The following is a 20,729-nucleotide window of genomic DNA, read 5'->3' as shown; positions in this document are numbered from 1 at the left end:
GGAGTCCCCGGGCATGACCGTCCAGCTCGACGCCCGCCCGCCGGTCGTACCGGCACCCCAGCGCTCGTCAGGTCGGCTCAGCCGGCTCGACACCCAACTCTCGCCGTACCTCTACATCGCCCCGTTCTTCCTGCTCTTCGCGGTCTTCGGGGTCTACCCACTGGCGTACACCTTCTGGGTGTCGCTGCACGACTGGGACCTGCTCGGCGCCGACCATCCCTTCGTGGGGGCGGAGAACTACACCCGGCTGCTGGCCGACGCCGACTTCTGGCACGCGCTTGTCAACACGCTGGGGATCTTCGTCATCTCGACAGTGCCGCAGTTGCTCGCCGCGCTCTGGATGGCCAACCTGCTCAACCGTGGCCTGCGCGCCCGCACCGGTTGGCGGATGGCGGTGCTCGTCCCCAACGTCACGTCCACCGCAGCGGTGGCGATCGTGTTCGGGGTGATCTTCGGCCGCGAGTTCGGCATGATCAACTGGCTGCTCGACCTGGTCGGGTTGGACGCGATCGGCTGGAAGTCCAACCGGTTCGCCTCCTGGGTGGCGATCTCCGCCATGGTCGACTGGCGGTGGACCGGCTACAACGCGCTGATCCTGCTGGCCGCGATGCAGGCCATCCCCCGTGACCTGTACGAGGCGGCGGCGATCGACGGCGCCAACCGGGTCCGACAGTTCTGGTCGGTCACCGTGCCGCTGCTCAAACCGACGATCATCTTCTGCGCCATCATCGCCACCATCGGCGGACTGCAGCTCTTCACGGAGCCCCGGCTGTTCCACTCCGGCACCAACCCGATCCGGGGCGGCCCGATGCGCGAGTCGCAGACGCTGACCATGTACATGTTCGAGAACGCCTTCGCGCCGCACTACAACTTCGGGTACGGCTCGGCGGTGGCCTGGCTGCTCTTCGCACTCATCGCGATCGTCGCGGCGGTCAACGTGCTGCTCCTGCGCCGCCTCGGCGGCGACCGCCGGCAGAAGGGAGCGGCGCGATGAGCCGGCTCTGGCGGGCCAGCCCGCTCACCTACCTCGCCCTGGTCGTCGCCGCCGGCCTGTCGGTCTTTCCGATCTGGTGGATGTTCGTGGTGGCCAGCCGATCCAGCGACGCGATGGGGCAACTACCGCCACCGGTGACGCCGGGCGGCAACCTGGGCGCCAACATCGCCCGACTGTTCGACAACACCGACGCGTACTTCCTCACCGGCCTGATCAACTCGGCGATCGTGGCCACCACTGTCACAGTGTCCGTGGTGTTCTTCTCCAGCCTGGCCGGCTTCGCCTTCGCCAAGCTGCGGTTCCGCGGCCGCAACGCCATGCTGCTCGTCATCATCGCCACCATGATGGTGCCGACCCAACTCGGCGTGATCCCGCTGTATCTCCTGATGACCCGACTGCAGTGGAACGACCGGCTGCCCGCGGTCATCGTGCCGGCCCTGGTCACCGGGTTCGGGGTGTTCATGATGCGGCAGTACGCCGGCCAGGCGGTCAGTGACGAGCTGATCGAGGCCGCCCGGATCGACGGCTGTGGCACCGCCCGGATCTGGTGGCACGTCGTGCTGCCCGCCCTGCGTCCCGCCGCCGCCGTCCTCGGTCTACTCACCTTCATGACCACCTGGAACGACTTCCTCTGGCCGTACGCTGTATTGAACGATCCGGCGAATCCGACAGTGCAACTGTCCCTTCGAGCATTGTCGGACGGGTATTACCAGGACATGTCGCAGGTGTTCACCGGAACTGCCATCGCGACGCTGCCCCTGCTACTGGTCTTCGTGTTGTTCGGCCGGCAGATCATCGGCGGAATCATGGAAGGTGCGGTCAAGGCGTGAACGAGATCCGTTTTCCCGAGCATTTCCTCTGGGGGGCGGCCACCGCCGCGTACCAGATCGAGGGTGCGGCCCGCGACGACGGTCGCGGTCCGTCCATCTGGGACACCTTCAGCCGTACGCCGGGCAAGGTGTACCAGGGCCACACCGGCGACGTCGCCTGCGACCACTACCACCGGTACGCCGACGACGTGGCACTGATGGCCGAGCTGGGCCTTCGGGCGTACCGGTTCTCGGTCGCCTGGCCACGGATCCAGCCCGACGGCACCGGCCCCGCCAACCCGCGTGGGCTGGACTTCTACGACCGGCTCACGGATGCGCTGCTGGATCGGGGAATCGACCCGATCGTCACCCTCTACCACTGGGACCTGCCGCAGGCCCTCGGTGACCGGGGTGGCTGGACCAACCGGGACACCGCCGAACACTTCGCCACCTACGCCACCGCCGTGTACGCGCGCCTCGGCGACCGGATCGACGTGTGGACCACACTCAACGAGCCGTGGTGCTCGGCCTACCTCGGTTACGCCAACGGCCTGCACGCTCCGGGCGAGCAGGACGGGGCGGCGGCCTTCACCGCCGTACACCATCTGCTGTTGGGGCACGGCCTGGCGGCGCGGGCGCTGCGGGCCGCCGGCGCGCGCAGCGTGGGCGTCACCGTCAACCCGGCCGACGTACGCCCGGCCGACCCGCAGAGCGCGGCCGACGCCGCCGCGGTGCGCCTGGTCGACGGCCTGCACAACCGGATCTTCCTCGATCCGCTGCTGGCCGGCGGCTACCCGGACGACGTCCGCGAGCACGTGGCCCGGATCGTCGAGCCGACGTTCATCCGCGACGGCGACGAGAAGCTCATCGCCGCCCCGATCGACCTGCTCGGCATCAACTACTACGCCCCGAGTTACGTGGCCGGGCGGCCCGACGGCGCCGGCAACGGCGCGTACCCGGGCACCGAGGGCGCCGTGCACTTCCTCCCGCCGGCCGGGCCGCTCACCGACATGGGATGGATGATCGAGCCGGCCGGGCTCACCCGGCTGCTGGAGCGGATCGCCGCCGACTACCCAGGTGTGCCGCTGCTAATCACCGAGAACGGTGCCGCATTCCCCGACAAACCCGGCGCCGACTCGCCCGACGGTCCGGCGCAGGTGATCGACGCCGATCGCATCGCCTACCTCGACGGGCACCTCCGTGCGGCGCACGAAGCGATCTCCCGGGGCGTGGACCTGCGCGGTTATCTCGTATGGTCATTCCTGGACAACTTCGAGTGGGCGGAGGGTTACCGCAAGCGGTTCGGGATCGTGCACGTCGACTACCTGACCCAGCGGCGCACACCGAAGGCCAGCGCCCGGTGGTACCAGGAGGTGATCTCCCGGAACGGGCTGTGACGAGCGGGGGGAAGGCGCGATGACGACGGCGCAGCGGCCGACGCTCGAAGCGGTGGCAGCGCGGGCCGGGGTGTCCCGCGCCACCGTGTCCCGGGTGGTCAACGGCTCCACCACCGTCGCCGAACCGATCCGCGAGGCGGTCACCCGGGCGGTCGCCGAGTTGGGGTACGTCCCCAACCTCGCCGCCCGCAGCCTGGTCACCCAGCGCACCGATTCGATCGCCCTGGTCATGCCGGAGGCGGCCACCCGGGTCTTCTCCGACGACCAGGTCTTCCCCGGCATCATCCGGGGCGTCAGCCAGGAGTTGGAGGCGGCCGACAAGCAACTGGTGCTGATGCTCGCCGGCTCGCCGGCCGGGCACCATCGGGTCGAGCGGTACACCACCGGCCGGCACGTGGACGGTGTGCTCTTCGCGTCCCTGCACGGCGCCGACCCGCTGCCCGGCACACTGGCCCGACTCGGCATCCCGGTGGTGGTCAGCGGTCGGCCGCTCGGCGACGTGCCCGTCCCGTACGTCGACGTCGACCACGTGGGCGGAGTGACGGCGGCCGTCCGGCACATGATCGACAACGGTCGCCGACGGATCGCGACAATCGCCGGGCCACAGGACATGGTCGCCGGAATCGAACGGCTCAGCGGCTACCGCAACACGGTCACCGATGCGGGCCTGCCCGAGCTGATCGCCATCGGTGACTTCACCCGGGAATCCGGGTCGGCGGCGATGCGCCGCCTGCTCACCGAGCATCCCGACCTCGACGGCGTCTTCGCCGCCTCCGACCTCATGGCGCACGCCGCCCTGCGGACGCTGCGCGAGGCCGGTCGGCGGGTGCCCGACGACGTGGCGGTGGTCGGCTTCGACGACATCGAGACCGCCGCCTACACCGAGCCGCCGCTGACCACGGTCCGGCAGCCGATCGTGGAACTCGGCCGCCGGATGACCCGACAACTGCTCCGGCTGGCCGCCGGGGAAACCATCGAGCAGTCGATCATGCTCCCCACCGAACTGATCCGCCGCGCCTCCGCCTGACCCGCGCCGCCGCGCGCCGCGCCGCGCCGCGCCGCAAGATCCGCACAACTGCAGGGAAATAGTGCCCTCGGAGCGCCGGGAGGCCACTATTTCCCTGAAGTTGCTGCCTGCTGGTCGGTCGCAGGCTGGGGAGCACGTGGTTAATGCGTCGCTCGGGCGGGCGATCTTGGTTAGCCTCGCCGACATGCCGAATCCTGTCGCGCTGCTGCACGTGCTCAGCTGTTGCCACCAGCGCGTCGAGGTCGAGGCCGTACGGATGGGGGTCTGACATGCGCATTCGTAAGGCGCAGCCGGACGACGCTCCGGGCGTGGTGGCACTGCGGACGATCGTCTACCCGTACCTGGTACGCGGGGTCGAGTCGACCCGGAAGATGATCGCCGAGCCCCCACCCGAGGAGGGCTGGACCGCCTTCGTGGCCGAGGTCGACCGCCAGGTGGTCGGCTGGGTGTCGGCGCAACGCTCGGGCTGGACCTCAACGCCGAACTTCGGGGAGGTCTCGATGCTGCACGTGCACCCGGAACACCGGAGGTGCGGCGTCGGCACGGCGCTGCTGACCACCGCCACCGACCACCTCCGCCAACTGGGAGTCCGCCGGATCCGTGCCATGGCCCAGACGGACGGGCTGCCGTTCGCCCGCCGACACGGCTACGAGCCCAGCCGCGAGGTGCGCTACTCGGCGCTCGACCTCGACCCGGCGCCCGCGCTACCCGAGCTCCCCCAGGGCGTACGGCTGCTGCCGATCTCCGACCTGGACCCGCACCTGCTGTACGCCGCGGACGTGGCCTCGGCAGCCGACGAGCCGAGCGACGTGCCAGTCGACTCGATCAGCTACGAGAGCTGGCAGTACGACGTCTGGGACAACCTCGGCTTGGACAAGTCTGCCAGCACTGCCGCCCAACTCGATGGTGAGGTCGCCGCCTTCAGCCTGGTGAAGCGAGACGGGGACCGGATGTGGTCGGACTTCACCGACACCATCCCGGCCTACCGGGGGCGGGGCCTCGCCCGACTCACCAAGACCGCAGCGCTGCACCGGGCCGCCGCGAACGGCGTGCGCGTCGCGTACACGTCGAACGACGAGGCGAACGCGCCGATGCTGGCGATCAACGCCCGGCTGGGCTACCGACCGGTGGCATCCCAGTGGACCTGCCTGGCCGACGTGACCTGACCGGCCATCCCCGACGGGACAGCGACAGCGCGAGGCCGGGAGTAGCCTCGCCGAGCGCACTCACGACAGCGGGGGAAGTCATGATTCAGCGTCGGGCCGTCCTGCGTCTGCCGTTTCTGGTCGGAGCCGCTGGGGCGTTGCCCCTGATCGAGCAGGCACCGGCCTACGCGGCCACCGCACGCCCGTGCCTGCTCGTCGCGACCGCCGACTTCGCGGCCCTGCGCGCAAGGGCTGCCACCGAACCATGGCTGAGCTGGAGGGCCGACGCCATCGGACGCGCCGGTTCGATGAGATTCGACGGCGGCCTGCCGGACGGGGATCGTGCGAAACGGATCGCGCACATCGCGGGATACTGCTCGCTCGCGTACGTCCTGGAGCTTGAGGATGCGCCCCAGAACGCCGCCGCCCACGCCACGAAGATCCTTGACATGATCGACCACCTGCAGGACGAGATCGACAGCAAGCCAGTTGACCGCACCAACTGGTCCCTCACCGTCCCTCCGAGCAATGCTCTGTTCCACCTCGTCCTCGGCCTGGACGTCATCCACTCGTCGTTGACACCAGCTCAACAGGTGCGCGCCGAGGGGCAGCTGGGCGAGATCGCCGCGAATTTCGCAAACTACGCCGCCTTCCCGTCCTGGACGGCGGCACCGGTTGGCGCCCACGGCACGTGGCTCGCGTACCGGGTGTCCGGAGGCAACACCTCGGACCAGGCGGCGCTCGGTGTGGCCATCCAGAAGTTGCGGAGTGTCCTGACCGAGCAGAGCGTTCCCAGCGGGGCCGGGCTCGGTGGGGCGACCTACGTCGGCAATCGCCTCGGCTCGTCGGGCGACCGCGACTCGAAGTCGTACTTCGTCGACGTGCTGAGCCGTGAGCCTGGGCTTTACCAGAATGTGCCCGGCTACATCAACTTCTACCAGGATCCGGCGCACCGACTGCGGATGGAGTACTACGCGGGCTACCTGACCACACCGGTCACCCGCCGTGTGCCCCGCCGTCGCCTGTCCGCCGACGCCGACATCACCGTCCGCGGCGGGCAACACGCCACAGTGGTCGACGGCGTCTCGGGGACGCTTGTCGTCAAGGTGGACACTCCCGACTTCACTCGGGAGAGCTACGTCCGGTTCAACCTCAACGGCATCACCGCTGCCGAGGTGCACCAGGTTCGGCTGCGGCTGCACGTGAAGGATGTCGGCTCGGCCGGGTGCACCGTCGAGATCGTGCGGGCGAGGGGCACCTGGGAGGACCTCAGCCCGGAGATGGCCGAGAAGACCAGCTGGGACGACAGGCCGCAGAGTGCCCGATCGCTCGGCACCTGGCCGGACCTGCAGGTCGGCGCGGTTCGGGAGCTGAACGTCACCGACGCGGTGAAGGAGGCCCTGACCGAGGGCGCCCGCACGTTCGCGATAGGTCTGCGCTCGACCCTGGCCGGCGCGGAGCGATCAGTGCAGTTCCACTCGCGGCAGGCCGAGAACGACTTCTCCGACCTGGTACCGAAGTTGATCATCAACACCACGAGCGACGAATACGATCGAGACGAATACACCTTCGGCGACAGCGCCACCACGGATGGTGCGGTTTCCCGGTCTGCCCGCTCCTACAGCGCCGGCAAGTTCGAGACCACCGCAGAGACAGGAGCCGCATGGAGCCTGAATCGGGTGACCACCAAGCCGCTGCCACTCCTCACCACCTACGCGCTGACCGAGCAGGTGCCCAGGCCAGGCGCCGCGGTGCCGAGCCGGATCTTCCAGGGCGCCGGTGCCTGGTTCCTACAGAACAGTCACGACCATCGGGCTCTTGCCGGAGCTTTGTGGAACGCCAGCAAGGCCGGTGACGGCCACCAGCACCGCGATACCAATTCGCTGCACCTGACCGCGTACGGCGAACATGCCCTTCGCAACTCGGGATACGTCGGCGCCGGCAAGGCGGTCGCTGGTTTCAGCCACGTGATGATCCGCGACTTGGCGGTGCTGAGCAACACCGCACTGATCGGCTATCCGGACTTCCCGGACGACTTCGCACCCCCCACGGTCAACAACCACCAGCAGTCGTTCGGCAGCGGAATCGTCGAGGATCTGCTCTGGGGCGGGGTCGACTATGCCAATGGGGACTCCGGCACGGCCCTGGCGAACGGCAGGCACCGTCGCAGTCTCGTCTTCCTCCACCCCAACAGCGACACCCAGGGGTACTGGGTGATCTTCGACGAGCTGGTACCGACGACTGCCGGCACACCGGTGTGCGTGGCCTGGCACCCCAACTCCAGGTCGGACCCGGCGACCGGTCCGGCGCTGAAGGACTACACCTTCGACCTCGACGTCGAGCCCCGTACCACCTCGCACGTCAAGCTGAACGTCTTCCTCGGCACACCCCCACAGAGCGCCTCCCTGAGGTACGGCCCGCTGGCCGACTGGGCCGACAGCCATCAGGGCAGGTACCTCCTCGTGCACTACCCGGCGCCGACCGGCACGCAGAAGAACGTCGTCACCGTGCTGTTTCCGTTCGACGACAGCCACGACAAGGCGATTCTGAACCGTGTCACGGGCACCGGGTATTCCGGCGCGACCATCACGCACGCACGTGGCTACACCGATTGCGCGTTGGAATCGAGCGGCGCCGTCATGGTCACCCTCAAGAATGTGACCTGGCAGGGCTGGGCAGCCTGGTACAGGACCAGCAACGGGGACGACCCGACCCAGGTCGAGGTCCCGCAGTACCTCGTACGCAAGGGATCGTCGCTGCGGTGGCGCGACTACGGCTTCACGACCACGTCGTACCTGAGTATCTCGGCGAGGGGCAAGGGCGGCCGTGTGGTCAACCCGACCGGGTCTCCCATCTCCGTCACGCTCTATCACCCAGGGCTCACGATGGTCCGCCTCGGCGGCGTTCCCGCCCCTCAGGTCGCCGCGGGCATCGGCTGGCGGACCGTCACGGTGAAATCCGGCAGCCACGTGTTCGAGTTGGTCACGGCCTGACGGTGCGGGCCGTGCCGCCTGGCCGAGGGGTGGCCAAGACGGCGGCGCTGCACCGGGCAGCCGCGAACGGCGTGCGCGTCGCGTACACGTCGAACGACGAGGCCAACGCCCGACTGGGCTACCGGCCCGTGACGTCCCAGTGGTCCTGCCCGGCCGAACTGACCTGACCTGACCTGACCTGACGTCACTCTCGAGGCGACGGTGGACTCCGCCCTCAATCGGGATCGGCCCGGCGCGATCGGCGGGCCAGGGACAGCCACCCGAGGAAGCGGGTGTGCAGCACGGCGGGATCCGGGCGGCCGCCCAGGGCGTACATGTCGTCGACGGCTTCTTGCATCGACGAGGCCAGGTAGAACGCCAGAGCGATCGAGTGACCGTAGAACTCGACGATGAGGTCGAGTTGAGCCGGACCGCAGGGCCAAGGCGCAGCGCAGTTGCGACACAGCCACGCGGGGCGCATCGGCAGGTGCGGCCGAGGGCGGGTAGTCATCCGACCCGCACCGGTCCACGGCGTACCTGCCGGCGGGCCGTCGGCCGGGCGGCTGGCAGCGGAGGGTCCTGCCAGATCAGCCCCGCCTTCTGCACGAAGAGCGTCCGCCGTACGACCGCCTCGCCCTTCGGGCCCAGCTCGTAGCCCTCAATCCAGAGCCAGCCGTCATACGTCACCCAGTCGGGAAGCCGGATCACGCGGACGAAGATCGGCCGGAGGAACTGCACACTCGCCGCGCGGGTCAGGTGCAACACGTCGCCCGACTTCACCTCCCGCGCAGGTCCCCTCACCCGGCCACCCATCGACGCCTTCCTCTCTGATCGTTAGGAGGGGCCGCACTGAGTTCTCGCCCAAATGGCGGCCCTGGGTGGCTAGCACCGCCGCCGGGCGTCGCCTCCACCAGCGGTACTGCTCAACTGCACGGTCTCAGCGCGTATCGGACGCCTGCACCGTCCGTGTGCGACCATCGGGGACGTCTAGGAAAGGTCCCCTTACGATGACGCGAAACGACACCCTCGGCCACGCCCTACGATCGACGGGCCTGACCGTTGCTGACCTCGCCGAGAAGTGCGGGGTGGACCCGAAGACGGTGGAGCGGTGGATCAGCAGAGGCCGCATTCCTCACCCTCGCTCCCGGATGCGGGCTGCGGGGGTGTTGGGTCAGGATGTAGGGTGCTATGGCCCGAAGTCGTCCGCCGCGCTGTCAAGATCGGTTCAGACCGTGAGTTGGTCGGCATGTACGCGCGCCGATCCGACCTTCCGCGTTCACTGTTCCGCGAATTGATCGACAAAGCGGGTACGAGGTTGTGGTTCGGCGGATACACGAGTTACTTCGTATGGCTTGAGGTCCCCAACGCCGCCACCACGCTCGGTGCGAAGGCACAGAACGGCGCCGACGTGCGTTTTCTCCTCGGCGATCCTGGCAGCGAGGTCACTACGGCGCGAGAGCGTATCGAGGCAACTCCTCTGACGCTTGCGACCCGCATCGCCATGACCCAGGCAGAGATCGCGAAGTCTCCGGAACCCCTTGCCGCCCGAATGTCAGAACGGCACGTTGCCATGTCCGTCTGGGTCTTCGATGACGAGGCGATTGTGGCCACGCACATCGGCGCGGGGCTGGGGCAGGACTCGGTAACGATGCACTTCCGACGCCGGGAAGCCGGCGGTCCGTTTGATCGTTACGTGGAGCACTTCGAGTCCCTGTGGGATGACGCACGGGCGGCATAGGCGCACCGTCCCGCAGTCACGATGACCTGACCGGTATTCCGGGATTGCGTTAGCGATCTCTTCACGCGTGCACCGATCTTGCACTTTCTGCTGCCGTAATGAGCGAAATGACCCGCTATGCCGCAACAGAAAGTGCAAGATCGCGGAGCGGGCGCAGGTCGACCTCGTCGATCATGGAGTTGTGGTGCCCGTTTTGGTACGACACGGGCGCTTTGTCACCCACCACAACTCCATGATCGACGCGGCAGCGTGGGTGTTGGACTACTCAGCATCAAGTGATCACGGCGAAGGCAAGTGATCACGGGGAGGGCGGCTCCCCGATCACCTGGCGTGCGGTGGCATAGGTGTCGGGGCCGAAGAGCACCAGGCGCGTCTCGTTGACCGCGGCCGGGCTCGCCGATCGCAGCACCGCCAGCGCCTGACCGACCGCGTCGTCGACCGGCCAGCCGTAGATGCCGGCCGAGATCAGAGGGAAGGCCACGGTGCCAGCGCCCAGCTCGTCGGCCACCCGGAGGCTGTTGGCGTAGCAGTCGCGCAGCAGCGCCGACCGGTCCTCGTTGGCCGACCAGACCGGCCCGACTGTGTGGATCACCCAGCGCGCCGGCAGCTCCCCGGCGGTGGTCGCCACCGCCTGGCCGGTGGGCAGGCCCTTGCCGTAGCGGGACGCCCGCAGCGCCCGGCACTCGGCCAGGATCGCTGGCCCGCCGCGCCGGTGGATGGCACCGTCGACCCCACCGCCGCCGAGCAGGGACGAGTTCGCGGCGTTCACGACGGCGTCCACCCGCTGGGCGGTGATGTCCCCCTCGACAAGGGTGATCTCCATGTCAGCTCTCCTCGATCGACTGGCCCATCGAGCGGCGGGCCAGCAACGTGGCACCGGCGACCGCCGCCGGCATGATCAGCACGGCGCCGAGCGGAATCAGGAAGCAGAGGAAGACGGCCACTCCGAAACCGAGCGCGGTGGGCCGGTCGGCCTTCAGGATCGTCCGGCGCTGCGGCAGCCGCATCCCGCGACGGTAGAACGGCGCGCCGACCAGCTCCACGGCGAGGAACCAGCCGCCCACGGCCGCACCGATGACCGGGACGACAGTCTGGCCGACCACCGGGATGAAGCCGGCCACGAAGAGCGGGATGCCGACCAGCGCCGTGAGCGCCACCAGGCGTACCGAGTCGGCGAGGCTGCGGCGCAGCGACGACCAGAACGGCACGTCCACCGCGCCCGGCGTGCCGCCGTACCGCTGCTCGACCTGCTCGGAGATCTTCTCGTAGAACGGGTCGCCGATGACCAGGGTGACAGCGGTGAAGGTGAGGACGCCAAGCAGGCCGCCGAGCCCCAGGAAGGCCAGCCCGGCGATCACCCGGACCAGGCTGCGGCCGGTGCTCGACCAGTCGTCGGCGAACGGGGTGACAAGCGCGGCGAGGTCGTCCACGAAGTACACAAGTGTGGCGAGCGCGCCCAGGAAGAGCACGCCGGAGATCAGTGCCGGCACGATGCCGAGCAGCATCAACCCCGGGCTGCGGACGTAGAGGCCCAACCCGCGCAGGAGCAGCCCCGCCCCGGCGAGGAAGCGTCCGACGACCCCGGTCACCGGGCTGGCGATTCTGCTGGCATCCACGATCGAGCAGCCTAACCAGCCGTGATCGGATCCGCCGGGCGGAGCGCTAGCAGCGACCCACGACGTATGCATCAACCGGTTGACGGACGGCAGTGATCCACCGGGGACGCCGAGGTTCGTCGCCGACCGGTCGATTCGCCGGCGGGCCACCGCGACAACCCTTATGGGGTACGAAGTCAGCGGCGAAAGGCGGCACGATGCCGGTCATCGAGGTGACCCACCTGAAGAAGCGGTACGGCGATCTGGTGGCGGTGGACGACGTGTCGCTCGCCGTGGAGGCCGGGGAGATCTTCGGCGTCCTCGGTCCGAACGGCGCCGGCAAGACCACCACCGTGGAGTGTGTCGCCGGGCTGCGTGTCCCAGACGGGGGCGGGGTGTCGGTCCTCGGGCTCGACCCCCGCCGGGACACGGCCCAGCTACGCCAGCGGGTCGGGGTGCAACTCCAGGAGAGTCAACTGCCGGACCGGTTGCGGGTGGCCGAGGCACTGGAGCTGTACGCCTCGTTCTACAGCAACCCGGCCGACCCGGCCGAGCTGATCGACAAGCTGGGCCTCGGCGACAAGCGGAACACCGCGTACAAGAAGCTCTCCGGCGGCCAGAAGCAGCGGCTCTCCATCGCGCTGGCCCTGGTGGGCAACCCGGAGATCGCGATCCTCGACGAGCTGACCACCGGGCTGGACCCGCAGGCCCGCCGGGACACCTGGGGCCTCATCGAACAGGTCCGCGACAGCGGGGTGACGATCGTGCTGGTCACCCACTTCATGGAGGAGGCCGAGCGGCTCTGCGACCGGGTCGCGGTGATCGACCGGGGTCGGGTGGTCGCCCTGGACACCCCGGCGGGCCTGGTGTCGACGGTGGCTCCGGAGCAGCGGATCCGCTTCCGGCCGTCGGCCCCGGTCGACAACCGGCTCCTCACCGACCTGCCCGAGGTCTCCGCGGTGCAACGCACCGGCAGCCAGGTGGTGGTGACCGGCACCGGCGAGTTGCTGCACGCGGTCACCTCGGTGCTCGCCCGTCACCAGATCGTCGCCGCGGACCTGCGGCTGGAGCAGTCCACCCTCGACGACGCCTTCGTCGAGCTGACCGGGCACCGGCCCGCCAACTGAGAGGGAGCCAGCATGCACGCCTTCCGCAACATCCTGAGAATCGAGGCGCGGCTCTATCTGCGGGACCTGCCGACGCTGCTTCTCACCGTCGGGCTGCCCACAGTGATCCTGGTGGTGCTCGGGCTGGTTCCCTCGCTGCGCAAGCCGGATCCGACCTTCGACGGGCAGACCTTCGTCAGCTACTTCGCCCCGTCGCTGCTGGTGGTCACCCTCGCCATGGTGGGGGTGAACATCCTGCCGGCCGTGCTGGCCACCTACCGGGAACGCGGCGTGCTGCGCCGACTGGCGACCACCCCGGCGCATCCGGCGGCGCTGCTCGCCGCCCAACTGGTGCTGGCCCTGGCCGGGATCCTGGCCAGCGCGTTGCTGCTCATCGTCGTCGCCCGGCTGGCTTTCGGGGTGCCGCTCCCCCGACACCCGCTCGGCTTCACGCTGGCGTTCATCCTCGGCACGGCCGCCCTGCTGTCGCTGGGCCTGCTGGTTGCCGCCGTGGCCCGCACGACGAGGGCGGCACAGGCCCTGGCCGTGCCGCTGTTCCTGATCACCATGTTCTTCGGCGGGGTCTACCTTCCCCGGTTCCTGCTTCCGGACGTCGTGGCGCGGATCGGCGACTACACGCCGCCCGGGGTGCAGGCGCTCCTCGACGCCTGGACCGGCACCCCGCCGCAGCCGCTGCACCTGGGGATAATGGCGGTGATCGCCGTGGTGGCCGGCGCCGGCGCGGCGAAACTGTTCCGCTGGGAGTGAGCGGAGATGCGATGACCTGCAACGGTGGGCACGACCGTCTGGCCAGTTGGCGAGAGCGCGAGGCGAGCCTCTATCGGGTGTTCCCCTTCGGCGGGCTGACCCTGGGCACCCTGCTGGCCCTCGTCGCACCGGCACCCGATCATCTCGGGGCACTGCCCACCCTCGCCATCGCCGTGGCGGCCGGATGCTGGGTCGCCTGGTTCGTCACACTGCACCCCGGCTGGCAGAGCCGGCGCACGCTGATGGCGGTCTACTACGCCGGCCTGCTCACGTTCGCCGCCGCACTGGTGGCCGCCAGCCCGTGGTACGGCTTCTTCGCCTGGATCGGCTACATCCACGCCTTTCCGGTGCTGCCCGGGCGCTGGCGGGTCGCCGGCGTGGTCACCACGGCCACCCTGGTCGCCACGTCTCAGGGCGGTGGTCTGTCGGTGGTGGTGTCGCACCTGCCGCTCTGGCTGGTGTTGGTGCTGTTCAACCTGGTGGTGGCCGGCTCGGTGAGCTGGTTCGCGATGGTCGCCGAACAGGAGGACGCCAAACGCAAGCGGTTGGTGGCGGAACTCGGCGAGACCAACCGCCAACTCACCGAGACGGCAAGTGAGAACGCCGGGCTGCACGCCCAACTGCTCACCCAGGCCCGGGAGGCCGGCGTGCTGGACGAGCGGCAACGAATGGCGCGCGAGATCCACGACACCCTGGCGCAGGGGCTGACCGGCATCATCACCCAACTGGAGGCGGCCGAGCAGACCCGCGACAGGTCCGCCGACTGGCGCCGGCACGTCGACAACGCGCTCGCCCTGGCCCGGGAGAGCCTCACCGAGGCCCGCCGGTCGGTACAGGCGGTCCGCCCGGAGCCGTTGGAGACGGCCCGCCTGCCGGACGCCCTCGTCGATTTGGGCGGGCGCTGGTCGGCCCTGAACGGGGTACGGGCCGACGTGGCCACCACCGGTACTCCCCGTCCGCTGCACCCGGAGGTGGAGGTGACCCTGCTGCGGGCCGCCCAGGAGGCGCTGTCCAACGTGGCCCGGCACGCCGCCGCGTCGCGGGTCGGGCTGACCCTGTCGTACATGGCGGACGTGGTCACGCTCGATGTTCGCGACGACGGGGCCGGCTTCGACGTCACCGACCGGCCGGCGCCCCGCGAGCCGGGCGGCGGGTACGGGCTGACCGCCATGCGGCAACGGGTGAGCCGGGTCGGCGGCGAGTTGGCAGTCGAATCCGAGCCGGGCGGCGGCACCGCCATTTCGGCGTCCGTCCCCGCGCTGCCCGGAGGTGCCGGTTGACCGCCCCGGTACGACTCCTGATCGTCGACGACCATCCGGTGGTGCGCGACGGTTTGCGGGGGATGTTCACCGGCGACCCCGATTTCGAGGTGGTGGGCGAGGCCGCGGACGGCTCGGAGGCGTTGGTCCTGGTCGCGACGCTGCGGCCGGACGTGGTGCTGATGGACCTACGGATGCCCGGCATGGACGGGGTGACCGCCATCGGCAGGCTGGCTCGCGCCGGCAGCGCCGCCCGGGTGCTGGTGCTCACCACCTACGACACGGACGCGGACGTGCTGCCGGCGATCGAGGCCGGTGCGACCGGTTACCTGCTCAAGGACACCCCTCGGGAAGATCTGGTTCGCGCGGTCCGGGCCGCCGCCCGGGGTGAGTCGGTGCTCGCGCCGAGCGTCGCGGGTCGGCTGATGGGCCGGTTGCGCGCTCCCGTCGAGGAGCCGCTCAGCCAACGGGAGCTGGAGGTGCTCACCCTGGTCGCCCGGGGTGCCTCCAACCGGGAGGCGGCGAGTCAGCTGTTCATCAGCGAGGCCACCGTCAAGACGCACCTGCTGCACGTGTACGCCAAGCTCGGGGTCAACGACCGGGCCGCCGCGGTGGCCACCGCGTACGACAGGGGGTTGCTGACGCCCGGCGGGCGGTGAGCGGCACCGGGCAGGATGGGTGGGTGCGCGCGTCCCGACTGATCTCGTTGTTGTTGCTGTTGCAGTCGCGTGGGTCGATGACCGCGAGCGAGCTGGCACGGGAGTTGGAGGTCTCCGAGCGGACCGTCTACCGGGACGTCCTGGCGCTCTCCGCGGCGGGCGTGCCGGTCTACGCCGACCGGGGGCGGGCCGGTGGTTACCGCCTGCTCGGCGGGTACCGCACCCGACTGACCGGGCTGACCCGGGACGAGGCGGAGGCGCTCTTCCTCAGCGGGCTGCCCGGGCCGGCCGGCGAGATGGGCCTCGCCGACGCGGTCGCGTCCGCCGAGCTGAAGGTGCTCGCCGCGCTGCCACCCGCCCTGCGTGACGCGCCGGCCCGTGCCGGGCAGCGGTTCCACCTGGACGTGCCGGGCTGGTTCCGGGAGACCGCGCCACCGCCCTGGTTGCCCGAGCTGGCGCGGGCGGTCTGGGGCGACCGGGTGGTGGAGCTGCGCTACCGACGCGGCGACCGGGAGGTGACCCGCCAGGTCCAGCCGTACGGCCTGGTGCTCAAGAGCGGGGTCTGGTATCTGGTCGGCCGGGTCGGCGACGATGTGCGCACCTACCGGGTGGACCGGGTCACCGGGGTCGAGGTGGGCGACGAGCACTTCGACCGCGACGAGGGCTTCGACCTGGCCGGGCACTGGCGCGAGCAGGCCGGGTCGTTCCTGCGGACAATGCTGCGGGCCGAGGTCGCCGTCCGGCTGAGCCCCGCCGGCCTGCGCCAGCTCCGGCACCAGGTCGATGCCCCCTTCGTGTACGACGAGATGGTCGCCGCCGCCAGCCCACCCGACGGGCAGGGCTGGGTGGTGGCGCGGCTGCCCGTCGAGTCGGTCCAGGTGGCGTACCACCAACTGCTGGGGCTCGGCCCCGAGGTGGAGGTCCTCGGCCCACCCGAGCTGCGGCGGCTGTTCGCGGAGAGCGCCGACCGGCTCGGTGCGCTCTACCGGTAGCCGGTGACGTCCGCCGGTTTGCCCGCGTCGACCACCTCGGTGATGTACCGGAAGCCCTCGGGTTGGCTGCCGTCCAGGTCGGTGAACCCGTACACCTTGGACAGCGTGCCGGCGTCGACGGACCTGCCGCTCCAGCGAGCCTTCTCCTCGTCGGCGGCGAGCGCGGCCACCGCCCGGCCGACGAAGGCCGGGGTTTCCGAGATGAGGAAGTTCGGGTCGGTGGCAGCGCCGTCGCGCCAGTTCTCCTCGGTCACGCCGAAGTGCTCCAGCATCGCCTCGGAACGGATCCAGCCGGGGGTGAGCGCCACGGCCGTGCAGCCGTGCGGCTTCAACTCGTGCGCCTGGCTGAAGGCGAGCCGGTTCACCGACACCTTGGCCAGGTCGTAGAAGACCGACAGTCGGTAGTTCTCGTCGTTGTACGCCTTGGTGCCGTCGCCCATCTCCACCACCAGCCCGCCGGGCTTACGGATCAGGAGTGGCAGGGCGAAGTGGCTGGTGATGATGTGCGTGTCGACGGCCAGTCGCAGGGTGCGGAACCCAGCCTCGAGCGACTGCTCCCAGACCGGCTTGTTCCAGGTGACAAGTGGGTCGCCGCCCCAGATGTCGTTCACCAGCACGTCGAGTTGGCCCTGCTCGGCGTCGATCCGGGCGACCAGGTCGCGGACCTGCTCGGGCACCAGGTGGTCGACCTGAACGGCGATGCCGGTGCCGCCGGCGGCGCTGACCAGTTCTGCGGTCTCCTCGATGGTTTCCGGTCGGTCCATCTCGGAGCGGCCGGCCCGGCTGCTGCGGCCGGTGGTGTAGACAGTGGCACCGGCCGCGCCGAGCTGAACGGCGATCTGCCGCCCGGCACCACGGGTGGCACCGGCGACGAGCGCGATCTTTCCTGTGAGCGGTTGCGTCATGCCTCCGACGTTGTCAGGAATACCTGACAACCGACGTCCGAATTCGTTACTCGATCTAATCCACCAGTCGGACCCGGACCCGGCGGTTGGCCCGGCCCTTGCTCTCCACCTTGACCACCTGCACCTTGCCGATCTGGGCGGTGGAGGCGACGTGCGTGCCCCCGTCGGCCTGCACGTCCAGCCCGACGATGTCGACGATCCGGACCTCCTGCTCATCCGGCGGGATGAGGTTGGACTGGGTGCGGATGATGTCCGGCAGGGCCAGCGCCTCGGTGCGCGGCAGCACCCGCGTGGCGACCGAGCGGTCGGCGGCCACCTCGGCGTTGACCAGCTCCTCGATGCGGCTCTTGAAGTCCGGCGGCACCTCGGGGAGGTTGAAGTCCATCCGGGCCTCTCCCGGCTCCATCGAGTTTCCGGTGACGAGCGCGCCGAAGTCGCGGAACACCACACCGCAGAGCACGTGCAGCCCGGAGTGGGTACGCATCAGCCGGGTGCGGCGCTCGTCCTCCACCGCGCCGACGACAGCGGTGCCGACCGGCGGCAGCGGGTCACCCTCGGCGGGGATCAGGTAGGGGTCGTCGCCCTTGCGGGTGCCGACGATCCGGGTCTGTACGCCCTGCCAGAGCAGCACGCCGTGGTCGGGTGGTTGACCCCCGCCGCCCGGGTAGAACGCCGAACGGTCCAGCACGATGCCCTGCTCCGCATCGGCGTGCAGGACCGTGCACGTCCATTCGCGCAATGTCGGGTCGGCAAGGTCCAGCCGGTGCGTACGGCCATGCTGTGTGACGCCCATGACAGGGCAGGTTACTCGTTCAGGAAACCGGAGATGCGGTCCCGCAGATCGGCGCGTTCCGACCAGAGCACGCCGGGGCGGTCGTACACGTGCAGGCTGGCCTGGGGCAGCGCGACGGCGAGCCGCTCGGCGACCTCGACCGGGTGCAGGTCGTCGCCTGCGCAACCGATCACCAGCGCCGGCGCGGTGACAGCTGTCAGGTCACCGATCTGGCGCAGTGGTGTCTGGTCGGTGAGCGTGGCCAGACCGTCGGCCAGACCGTCGCGGAGCAGCTGGTCGAGCCGTTGCCGCAGGTAGGCCCAGCCGGCCGGGGTGTTACGCACCGCCGGGGGCAACTCCAGCGTGACGATGTCGGCGACCGCCGAGGCGTCGCCGCTCTCCACCGCCTCCAGCAGGTCGGTGACGCGCTCCCGGGCGGTCGGCCCGTGTGGCTCGTCGAGGACCGCCGGCAGGAAGAAGACCAGCTTGTCGAAACGCTCCGGGCTCTCCACGAGGAGTCGGCTGAGGGCACCCGCGCCGAGGCTCGCGCCGAACGCCCGGCTGGCGCCACCGAGGTCGGCGATCGCCCGCAGGTCCCGGGCCAGATCCAGGTAGTCCCATGGCCCGTCCGGGGCTTCGGAACGGCCGTGCCCGCGGAACTGGAAGAACACCTTGCGGCCGTTCACCCCACTGCCGAACGGGCGGGTGGTGGCGATGCCCTGACCCAGCCCGTGTGCGAACACGGTGACCGGATCACCGGTGCCGGTGACCAGCCGCTCCAGCCGTACGCCGTGGGGGGTGGTGACCAGCTCGGTCTCCGGCTCCGGCAGCGCCGGCCGGCCGGTACGCGGCCCACCCGGCCCGGGCCCCCAGGTGCGGGGCCCGCTGTCGGGTGGGGGCGGCCAGCGAAAACCTCTCACCAGAACCCTTTGCCGTCGCTCAGGTCGCGTAGACCGACCCGGACGTCGAGCAGGTAGATGAGCGCGGCGGCGATGCCGATCAGTCCGAAGAGGCTGATCGGACCGAAGCCGAGCAGGGTGAGCACCAGGCAGACCGCCAGGATGGCGATCCAGCCGCCCTTGGGCAGCGTCCCGATGGCGGGGAAGGCGTCGGAGCGCTGCGTGATGGCGTGCACCAGCGCGACACCCTGGATGATCAGCGCGAAGACGAGCAGAATCAGCTCGATCACGTAGCGGACTTCGAACGCGAAGATCGGCGCGGCGTTGGCCATGTCGGCAAGTTTATGTCCACGACCCCGGCTACGTCCGACAAGGACGCCGCCGGGGTCGTGGACACGATGAGCTATTCGGCGGCCGGGCGGGTCCGCTTGGTGGCCCGGGGGAGCTTCGCCGACGGGGTCTCGGGCTGCTTGGCAGCCTTCGGCGCCCGGGCGACCTTCTTGACCGCGGCCGGGTTGGCCTCGGCGATCTCGGCCACGTCGGCCGGGGTCGGCACGTCGGCGGGGGCCACGGCCGGGGCGGCCGGGGCGGTGGTGGCGGCCACGGTGGTGGCCGGCGTCACGGCCTCGGTGGCCTCGATGTCGGCGTTGACCGTCTCGGCGGCCTCCAGCACGCCGGCGCCGACGACCCGCTCGCCCCGGGCGACAAGCGCGCCGTACGCGGCGAACGCGCGCTCCTGGGCGACCTGGGCGCCCGCGACCACCAGGGCGGCGTTGCGGGTCGCGGCGGCGCGCAGCTTGTCGATGTCGGCCACCTCGCGCAGCTTCGCCAGGTCAGCGGTCTCGTTGGCGGTACGCAGCGTCTCGGTGGCCTTCTGCTTCAGCTCGAAGCCGGTCAGCACGGCCCGACCACCCAGGTCGGCGACGACCCGGGTGCTGAGGACGCCGACCACGGCCGGCAGCTTGCGCAGCTGCTCGATGGCCAGCTCACCGGCGCCGGCTGCGGCGTAGATCGGGGCGGGGATGCGGTTGGTCTTCGGCTCGCTCATGACGTCTCCTCTTCGGCCGCCTCGGCGGCCTTCTTCTTCTGGGGGATGCTGGTGCTGCCCGGAGCGGGGGCGGTGCCCGCCTCGGTGACGGCGACCGACTCGAGCACGGCCTCGGTCGGGGTGCCGCTCGCGGTGGTGGGGCCGGTGGCGGCCACGTTGGCCAGGTCCGCAGCCTGGCTGGCGGGCTGGTCGGCGGCCTGGCTGGCGGCCGGCCCGGTGGGCTGGTCGGCCTGAGCCGCCTCGGCTTCGGCCCGGGTCTCGGACAGCCGGGTGTTCTCCCGGCGGAACGTCTCGTAGATCTGACTGAGCGACTGCTTCTGCGCCATCGTCAGGTCGGCGTCCACGGCGATGGCGGCGAGCACCCCGTGGCCTTCCTTGTCGTCGAGCAGCCCGGCGCGCAGGTACATCGCCGGTGTGGAGACGCGCAGCGCGCTCGCCAGTTGCTGGAGCACCTCGGCGCTGGGCTTGCGCAGGCCGCGCTCGATCTGGCTGAGGTACGGGTTGCTGACCCCCGCCTGCTCGGCGAGTTGCCGTAGCGAGATCTTGGCGTTGCGCCGCAGATCGCGGATGAACCCGCCGACGTCGGGAAGGTCCTTGGGTGTGGCCATGACAGCGACGCTAACCGCCGGCGCTAGCTCTTGCAA

At 70.1% G+C, this 20,729-nt stretch carries 23 protein-coding genes and 1 pseudogene; 14 read left to right on the top strand and 10 right to left on the bottom strand.

The window, feature by feature from the left end:
- The first annotated feature begins 13 nt into the window (after positions 1–13).
- The 7 genes and pseudogenes from IW248_RS27975 to IW248_RS27945 form a co-directional block, all read left to right on the top strand.
- Positions 14–994, top strand: a complete 981-nt coding sequence (locus tag IW248_RS27975) for a carbohydrate ABC transporter permease (RefSeq protein WP_196929335.1) — start codon at positions 14–16, stop codon at positions 992–994.
- Entirely contained in the window at positions 991–1,824 is an 834-nt protein-coding gene (locus tag IW248_RS27970) for a carbohydrate ABC transporter permease (protein ID WP_124820352.1), read from the top strand. Before IW248_RS27975 ends, IW248_RS27970 begins: the two co-directional genes overlap by 4 nt.
- Positions 1,821–3,200, top strand: coding sequence for a GH1 family beta-glucosidase (locus IW248_RS27965; protein WP_196929334.1), 1,380 nt, complete (start codon positions 1,821–1,823; stop codon positions 3,198–3,200). Before IW248_RS27970 ends, IW248_RS27965 begins: the two co-directional genes overlap by 4 nt.
- A 19-nt stretch (positions 3,201–3,219) precedes the next feature.
- The gene (locus IW248_RS27960) at positions 3,220–4,227 is read left to right on the top strand and encodes a LacI family DNA-binding transcriptional regulator (RefSeq protein WP_196929333.1); all 1,008 of its coding nucleotides are present in this window, start codon (positions 3,220–3,222) and stop codon (positions 4,225–4,227) included.
- Between the two features lie 269 nt (positions 4,228–4,496).
- Positions 4,497–5,393 carry a GNAT family N-acetyltransferase gene (locus IW248_RS27955; RefSeq protein ID WP_196929332.1) on the top strand — a complete coding sequence of 299 codons (897 nt, stop codon included), beginning with the start codon at positions 4,497–4,499 and terminating at the stop codon, positions 5,391–5,393.
- An 80-nt stretch (positions 5,394–5,473) separates the two neighbouring features.
- A complete protein-coding gene (locus IW248_RS27950) occupies positions 5,474–8,365 on the top strand; it encodes a CBM96 family carbohydrate-binding protein (RefSeq protein WP_196929330.1) in 2,892 nt (963 codons plus the stop codon).
- A 20-nt stretch (positions 8,366–8,385) separates the two neighbouring features.
- A pseudogene (locus IW248_RS27945) lies at positions 8,386–8,532 on the top strand (GNAT family N-acetyltransferase); the annotation flags it as partial.
- Between the two features lie 47 nt (positions 8,533–8,579).
- Here the strand turns inward: IW248_RS27945 and IW248_RS27940 are convergent.
- Together IW248_RS27940 and IW248_RS27935 are read right to left on the bottom strand one after the other, a co-directional pair.
- On the bottom strand, positions 8,580–8,855 hold the full coding sequence (locus IW248_RS27940) for a hypothetical protein (RefSeq protein WP_196929328.1): 276 nt from the start codon (positions 8,853–8,855) through the stop codon (positions 8,580–8,582).
- Positions 8,852–9,157: a hypothetical protein gene (locus IW248_RS27935; protein ID WP_196929327.1), complete on the bottom strand. Its 306-nt coding sequence runs from the start codon at positions 9,155–9,157 to the stop codon at positions 8,852–8,854. The genes IW248_RS27940 and IW248_RS27935 overlap by 4 nt, the downstream gene beginning before the upstream one ends.
- Positions 9,158–9,351: 194 nt before the next feature.
- Between IW248_RS27935 and IW248_RS33930 the strand changes: the two genes are divergently transcribed.
- Together IW248_RS33930 and IW248_RS27930 are read left to right on the top strand one after the other, a co-directional pair.
- Complete coding sequence (locus tag IW248_RS33930) at positions 9,352–9,639, top strand: helix-turn-helix domain-containing protein (RefSeq protein WP_372432739.1); 288 nt, start codon at positions 9,352–9,354, stop codon at positions 9,637–9,639.
- On the top strand, positions 9,528–10,082 hold the full coding sequence (locus IW248_RS27930) for an XRE family transcriptional regulator (RefSeq protein ID WP_196929326.1): 555 nt from the start codon (positions 9,528–9,530) through the stop codon (positions 10,080–10,082). The genes IW248_RS33930 and IW248_RS27930 overlap by 112 nt, the downstream gene beginning before the upstream one ends.
- 298 nt (positions 10,083–10,380) lie before the next feature.
- On the opposite strand, the gene IW248_RS27925 is transcribed toward IW248_RS27930, so the two are convergent.
- Both IW248_RS27925 and IW248_RS27920 read right to left on the bottom strand, forming a co-directional pair.
- The gene (locus tag IW248_RS27925) at positions 10,381–10,905 is read right to left on the bottom strand and encodes an O-acetyl-ADP-ribose deacetylase (RefSeq protein WP_196929325.1); all 525 of its coding nucleotides are present in this window, start codon (positions 10,903–10,905) and stop codon (positions 10,381–10,383) included.
- A gap of 1 nt (position 10,906) precedes the next feature.
- Entirely contained in the window at positions 10,907–11,698 is a 792-nt protein-coding gene (locus IW248_RS27920; RefSeq protein WP_196929324.1) for an EI24 domain-containing protein, read from the bottom strand.
- A 197-nt stretch (positions 11,699–11,895) separates the two neighbouring features.
- Between IW248_RS27920 and IW248_RS27915 the strand changes: the two genes are divergently transcribed.
- From IW248_RS27915 to IW248_RS27895, 5 genes are read left to right on the top strand one after another with little or no spacing between them, the layout of a single operon-like run.
- Positions 11,896–12,804 carry an ABC transporter ATP-binding protein gene (locus IW248_RS27915; RefSeq protein WP_196929322.1) on the top strand — a complete coding sequence of 303 codons (909 nt, stop codon included), beginning with the start codon at positions 11,896–11,898 and terminating at the stop codon, positions 12,802–12,804.
- Between the two features lie 12 nt (positions 12,805–12,816).
- On the top strand, positions 12,817–13,551 hold the full coding sequence (locus tag IW248_RS27910) for an ABC transporter permease (protein ID WP_124820342.1): 735 nt from the start codon (positions 12,817–12,819) through the stop codon (positions 13,549–13,551).
- An 11-nt stretch (positions 13,552–13,562) separates the two neighbouring features.
- Entirely contained in the window at positions 13,563–14,831 is a 1,269-nt protein-coding gene (locus tag IW248_RS27905) for a sensor histidine kinase (RefSeq protein WP_231396464.1), read from the top strand.
- The gene (locus IW248_RS27900) at positions 14,828–15,469 is read left to right on the top strand and encodes a response regulator (RefSeq protein ID WP_124820340.1); all 642 of its coding nucleotides are present in this window, start codon (positions 14,828–14,830) and stop codon (positions 15,467–15,469) included. Before IW248_RS27905 ends, IW248_RS27900 begins: the two co-directional genes overlap by 4 nt.
- A gap of 23 nt (positions 15,470–15,492) precedes the next feature.
- A complete protein-coding gene (locus IW248_RS27895) occupies positions 15,493–16,461 on the top strand; it encodes a helix-turn-helix transcriptional regulator (protein ID WP_196929320.1) in 969 nt (322 codons plus the stop codon).
- Here IW248_RS27895 and IW248_RS27890 read toward each other — a convergent pair.
- The 6 genes from IW248_RS27890 to IW248_RS27865 all read right to left on the bottom strand — a co-directional run bounded on the left by IW248_RS27890 (position 16,452) and on the right by IW248_RS27865 (position 20,693).
- The gene (locus IW248_RS27890) at positions 16,452–17,366 is read right to left on the bottom strand and encodes an SDR family oxidoreductase (RefSeq protein WP_196929319.1); all 915 of its coding nucleotides are present in this window, start codon (positions 17,364–17,366) and stop codon (positions 16,452–16,454) included. The two genes, IW248_RS27895 and IW248_RS27890, sit on opposite strands and share 10 nt — an antisense overlap.
- Positions 17,367–17,421: 55 nt before the next feature.
- On the bottom strand, positions 17,422–18,159 hold the full coding sequence (locus tag IW248_RS27885; protein WP_196929318.1) for an alanyl-tRNA editing protein: 738 nt from the start codon (positions 18,157–18,159) through the stop codon (positions 17,422–17,424).
- An 11-nt stretch (positions 18,160–18,170) separates the two neighbouring features.
- Positions 18,171–19,058, bottom strand: a complete 888-nt coding sequence (locus IW248_RS27880) for an alpha/beta fold hydrolase (protein WP_196929317.1) — start codon at positions 19,056–19,058, stop codon at positions 18,171–18,173.
- A complete protein-coding gene (locus IW248_RS27875) occupies positions 19,055–19,369 on the bottom strand; it encodes a DUF2516 family protein (protein ID WP_124820335.1) in 315 nt (104 codons plus the stop codon). Before IW248_RS27875 ends, IW248_RS27880 begins: the two co-directional genes overlap by 4 nt.
- Before the next feature lie 71 nt (positions 19,370–19,440).
- Positions 19,441–20,085: a hypothetical protein gene (locus tag IW248_RS27870; protein WP_196929316.1), complete on the bottom strand. Its 645-nt coding sequence runs from the start codon at positions 20,083–20,085 to the stop codon at positions 19,441–19,443.
- Positions 20,082–20,693 (bottom strand): helix-turn-helix domain-containing protein, encoded by a 612-nt coding sequence (locus IW248_RS27865; protein ID WP_196929315.1) that lies wholly within the window; start codon positions 20,691–20,693, stop codon positions 20,082–20,084. The genes IW248_RS27870 and IW248_RS27865 overlap by 4 nt, the downstream gene beginning before the upstream one ends.
- Positions 20,694–20,729 lie beyond the last annotated feature (36 nt).

The sequence above is a fragment of the Micromonospora ureilytica genome (assembly GCF_015751765.1).
Lineage (GTDB): Bacteria > Actinomycetota > Actinomycetes > Mycobacteriales > Micromonosporaceae > Micromonospora > Micromonospora ureilytica.
The sequence above is the reverse complement of the archived record's forward strand: the minus strand, read 5'-3'. Positions and strand labels throughout refer to the sequence as shown.

Excerpts from the sequence above, each read along its gene's own strand:
- IW248_RS27975 (WP_196929335.1), top strand. The coding sequence starts at position 14 with ATGACCGTCCAGCTCGACGCCCGCCCGCCGGTCGTACCGGCACCCCAG.
- IW248_RS27970 (WP_124820352.1), top strand. The coding sequence starts at position 991 with ATGAGCCGGCTCTGGCGGGCCAGCCCGCTCACCTACCTCGCCCTGGTC.
- IW248_RS27960 (WP_196929333.1), top strand. The coding sequence starts at position 3,220 with ATGACGACGGCGCAGCGGCCGACGCTCGAAGCGGTGGCAGCGCGGGCC.
- IW248_RS27955 (WP_196929332.1), top strand. The coding sequence starts at position 4,497 with ATGCGCATTCGTAAGGCGCAGCCGGACGACGCTCCGGGCGTGGTGGCA.
- IW248_RS27950 (WP_196929330.1), top strand. The coding sequence starts at position 5,474 with ATGATTCAGCGTCGGGCCGTCCTGCGTCTGCCGTTTCTGGTCGGAGCC.
- IW248_RS27940 (WP_196929328.1), bottom strand. The coding sequence starts at position 8,855 with ATGACTACCCGCCCTCGGCCGCACCTGCCGATGCGCCCCGCGTGGCTG.
- IW248_RS27935 (WP_196929327.1), bottom strand. The coding sequence starts at position 9,157 with ATGGGTGGCCGGGTGAGGGGACCTGCGCGGGAGGTGAAGTCGGGCGAC.
- IW248_RS33930 (WP_372432739.1), top strand. The coding sequence starts at position 9,352 with ATGACGCGAAACGACACCCTCGGCCACGCCCTACGATCGACGGGCCTG.
- IW248_RS27925 (WP_196929325.1), bottom strand. The coding sequence starts at position 10,905 with ATGGAGATCACCCTTGTCGAGGGGGACATCACCGCCCAGCGGGTGGAC.
- IW248_RS27915 (WP_196929322.1), top strand. The coding sequence starts at position 11,896 with ATGCCGGTCATCGAGGTGACCCACCTGAAGAAGCGGTACGGCGATCTG.
- IW248_RS27910 (WP_124820342.1), top strand. The coding sequence starts at position 12,817 with ATGCACGCCTTCCGCAACATCCTGAGAATCGAGGCGCGGCTCTATCTG.
- IW248_RS27905 (WP_231396464.1), top strand. The coding sequence starts at position 13,563 with ATGACCTGCAACGGTGGGCACGACCGTCTGGCCAGTTGGCGAGAGCGC.
- IW248_RS27890 (WP_196929319.1), bottom strand. The coding sequence starts at position 17,366 with ATGACGCAACCGCTCACAGGAAAGATCGCGCTCGTCGCCGGTGCCACC.
- IW248_RS27885 (WP_196929318.1), bottom strand. The coding sequence starts at position 18,159 with ATGGGCGTCACACAGCATGGCCGTACGCACCGGCTGGACCTTGCCGAC.
- IW248_RS27875 (WP_124820335.1), bottom strand. The coding sequence starts at position 19,369 with ATGGCCAACGCCGCGCCGATCTTCGCGTTCGAAGTCCGCTACGTGATC.
- IW248_RS27870 (WP_196929316.1), bottom strand. The coding sequence starts at position 20,085 with ATGAGCGAGCCGAAGACCAACCGCATCCCCGCCCCGATCTACGCCGCA.
- IW248_RS27865 (WP_196929315.1), bottom strand. The coding sequence starts at position 20,693 with ATGGCCACACCCAAGGACCTTCCCGACGTCGGCGGGTTCATCCGCGAT.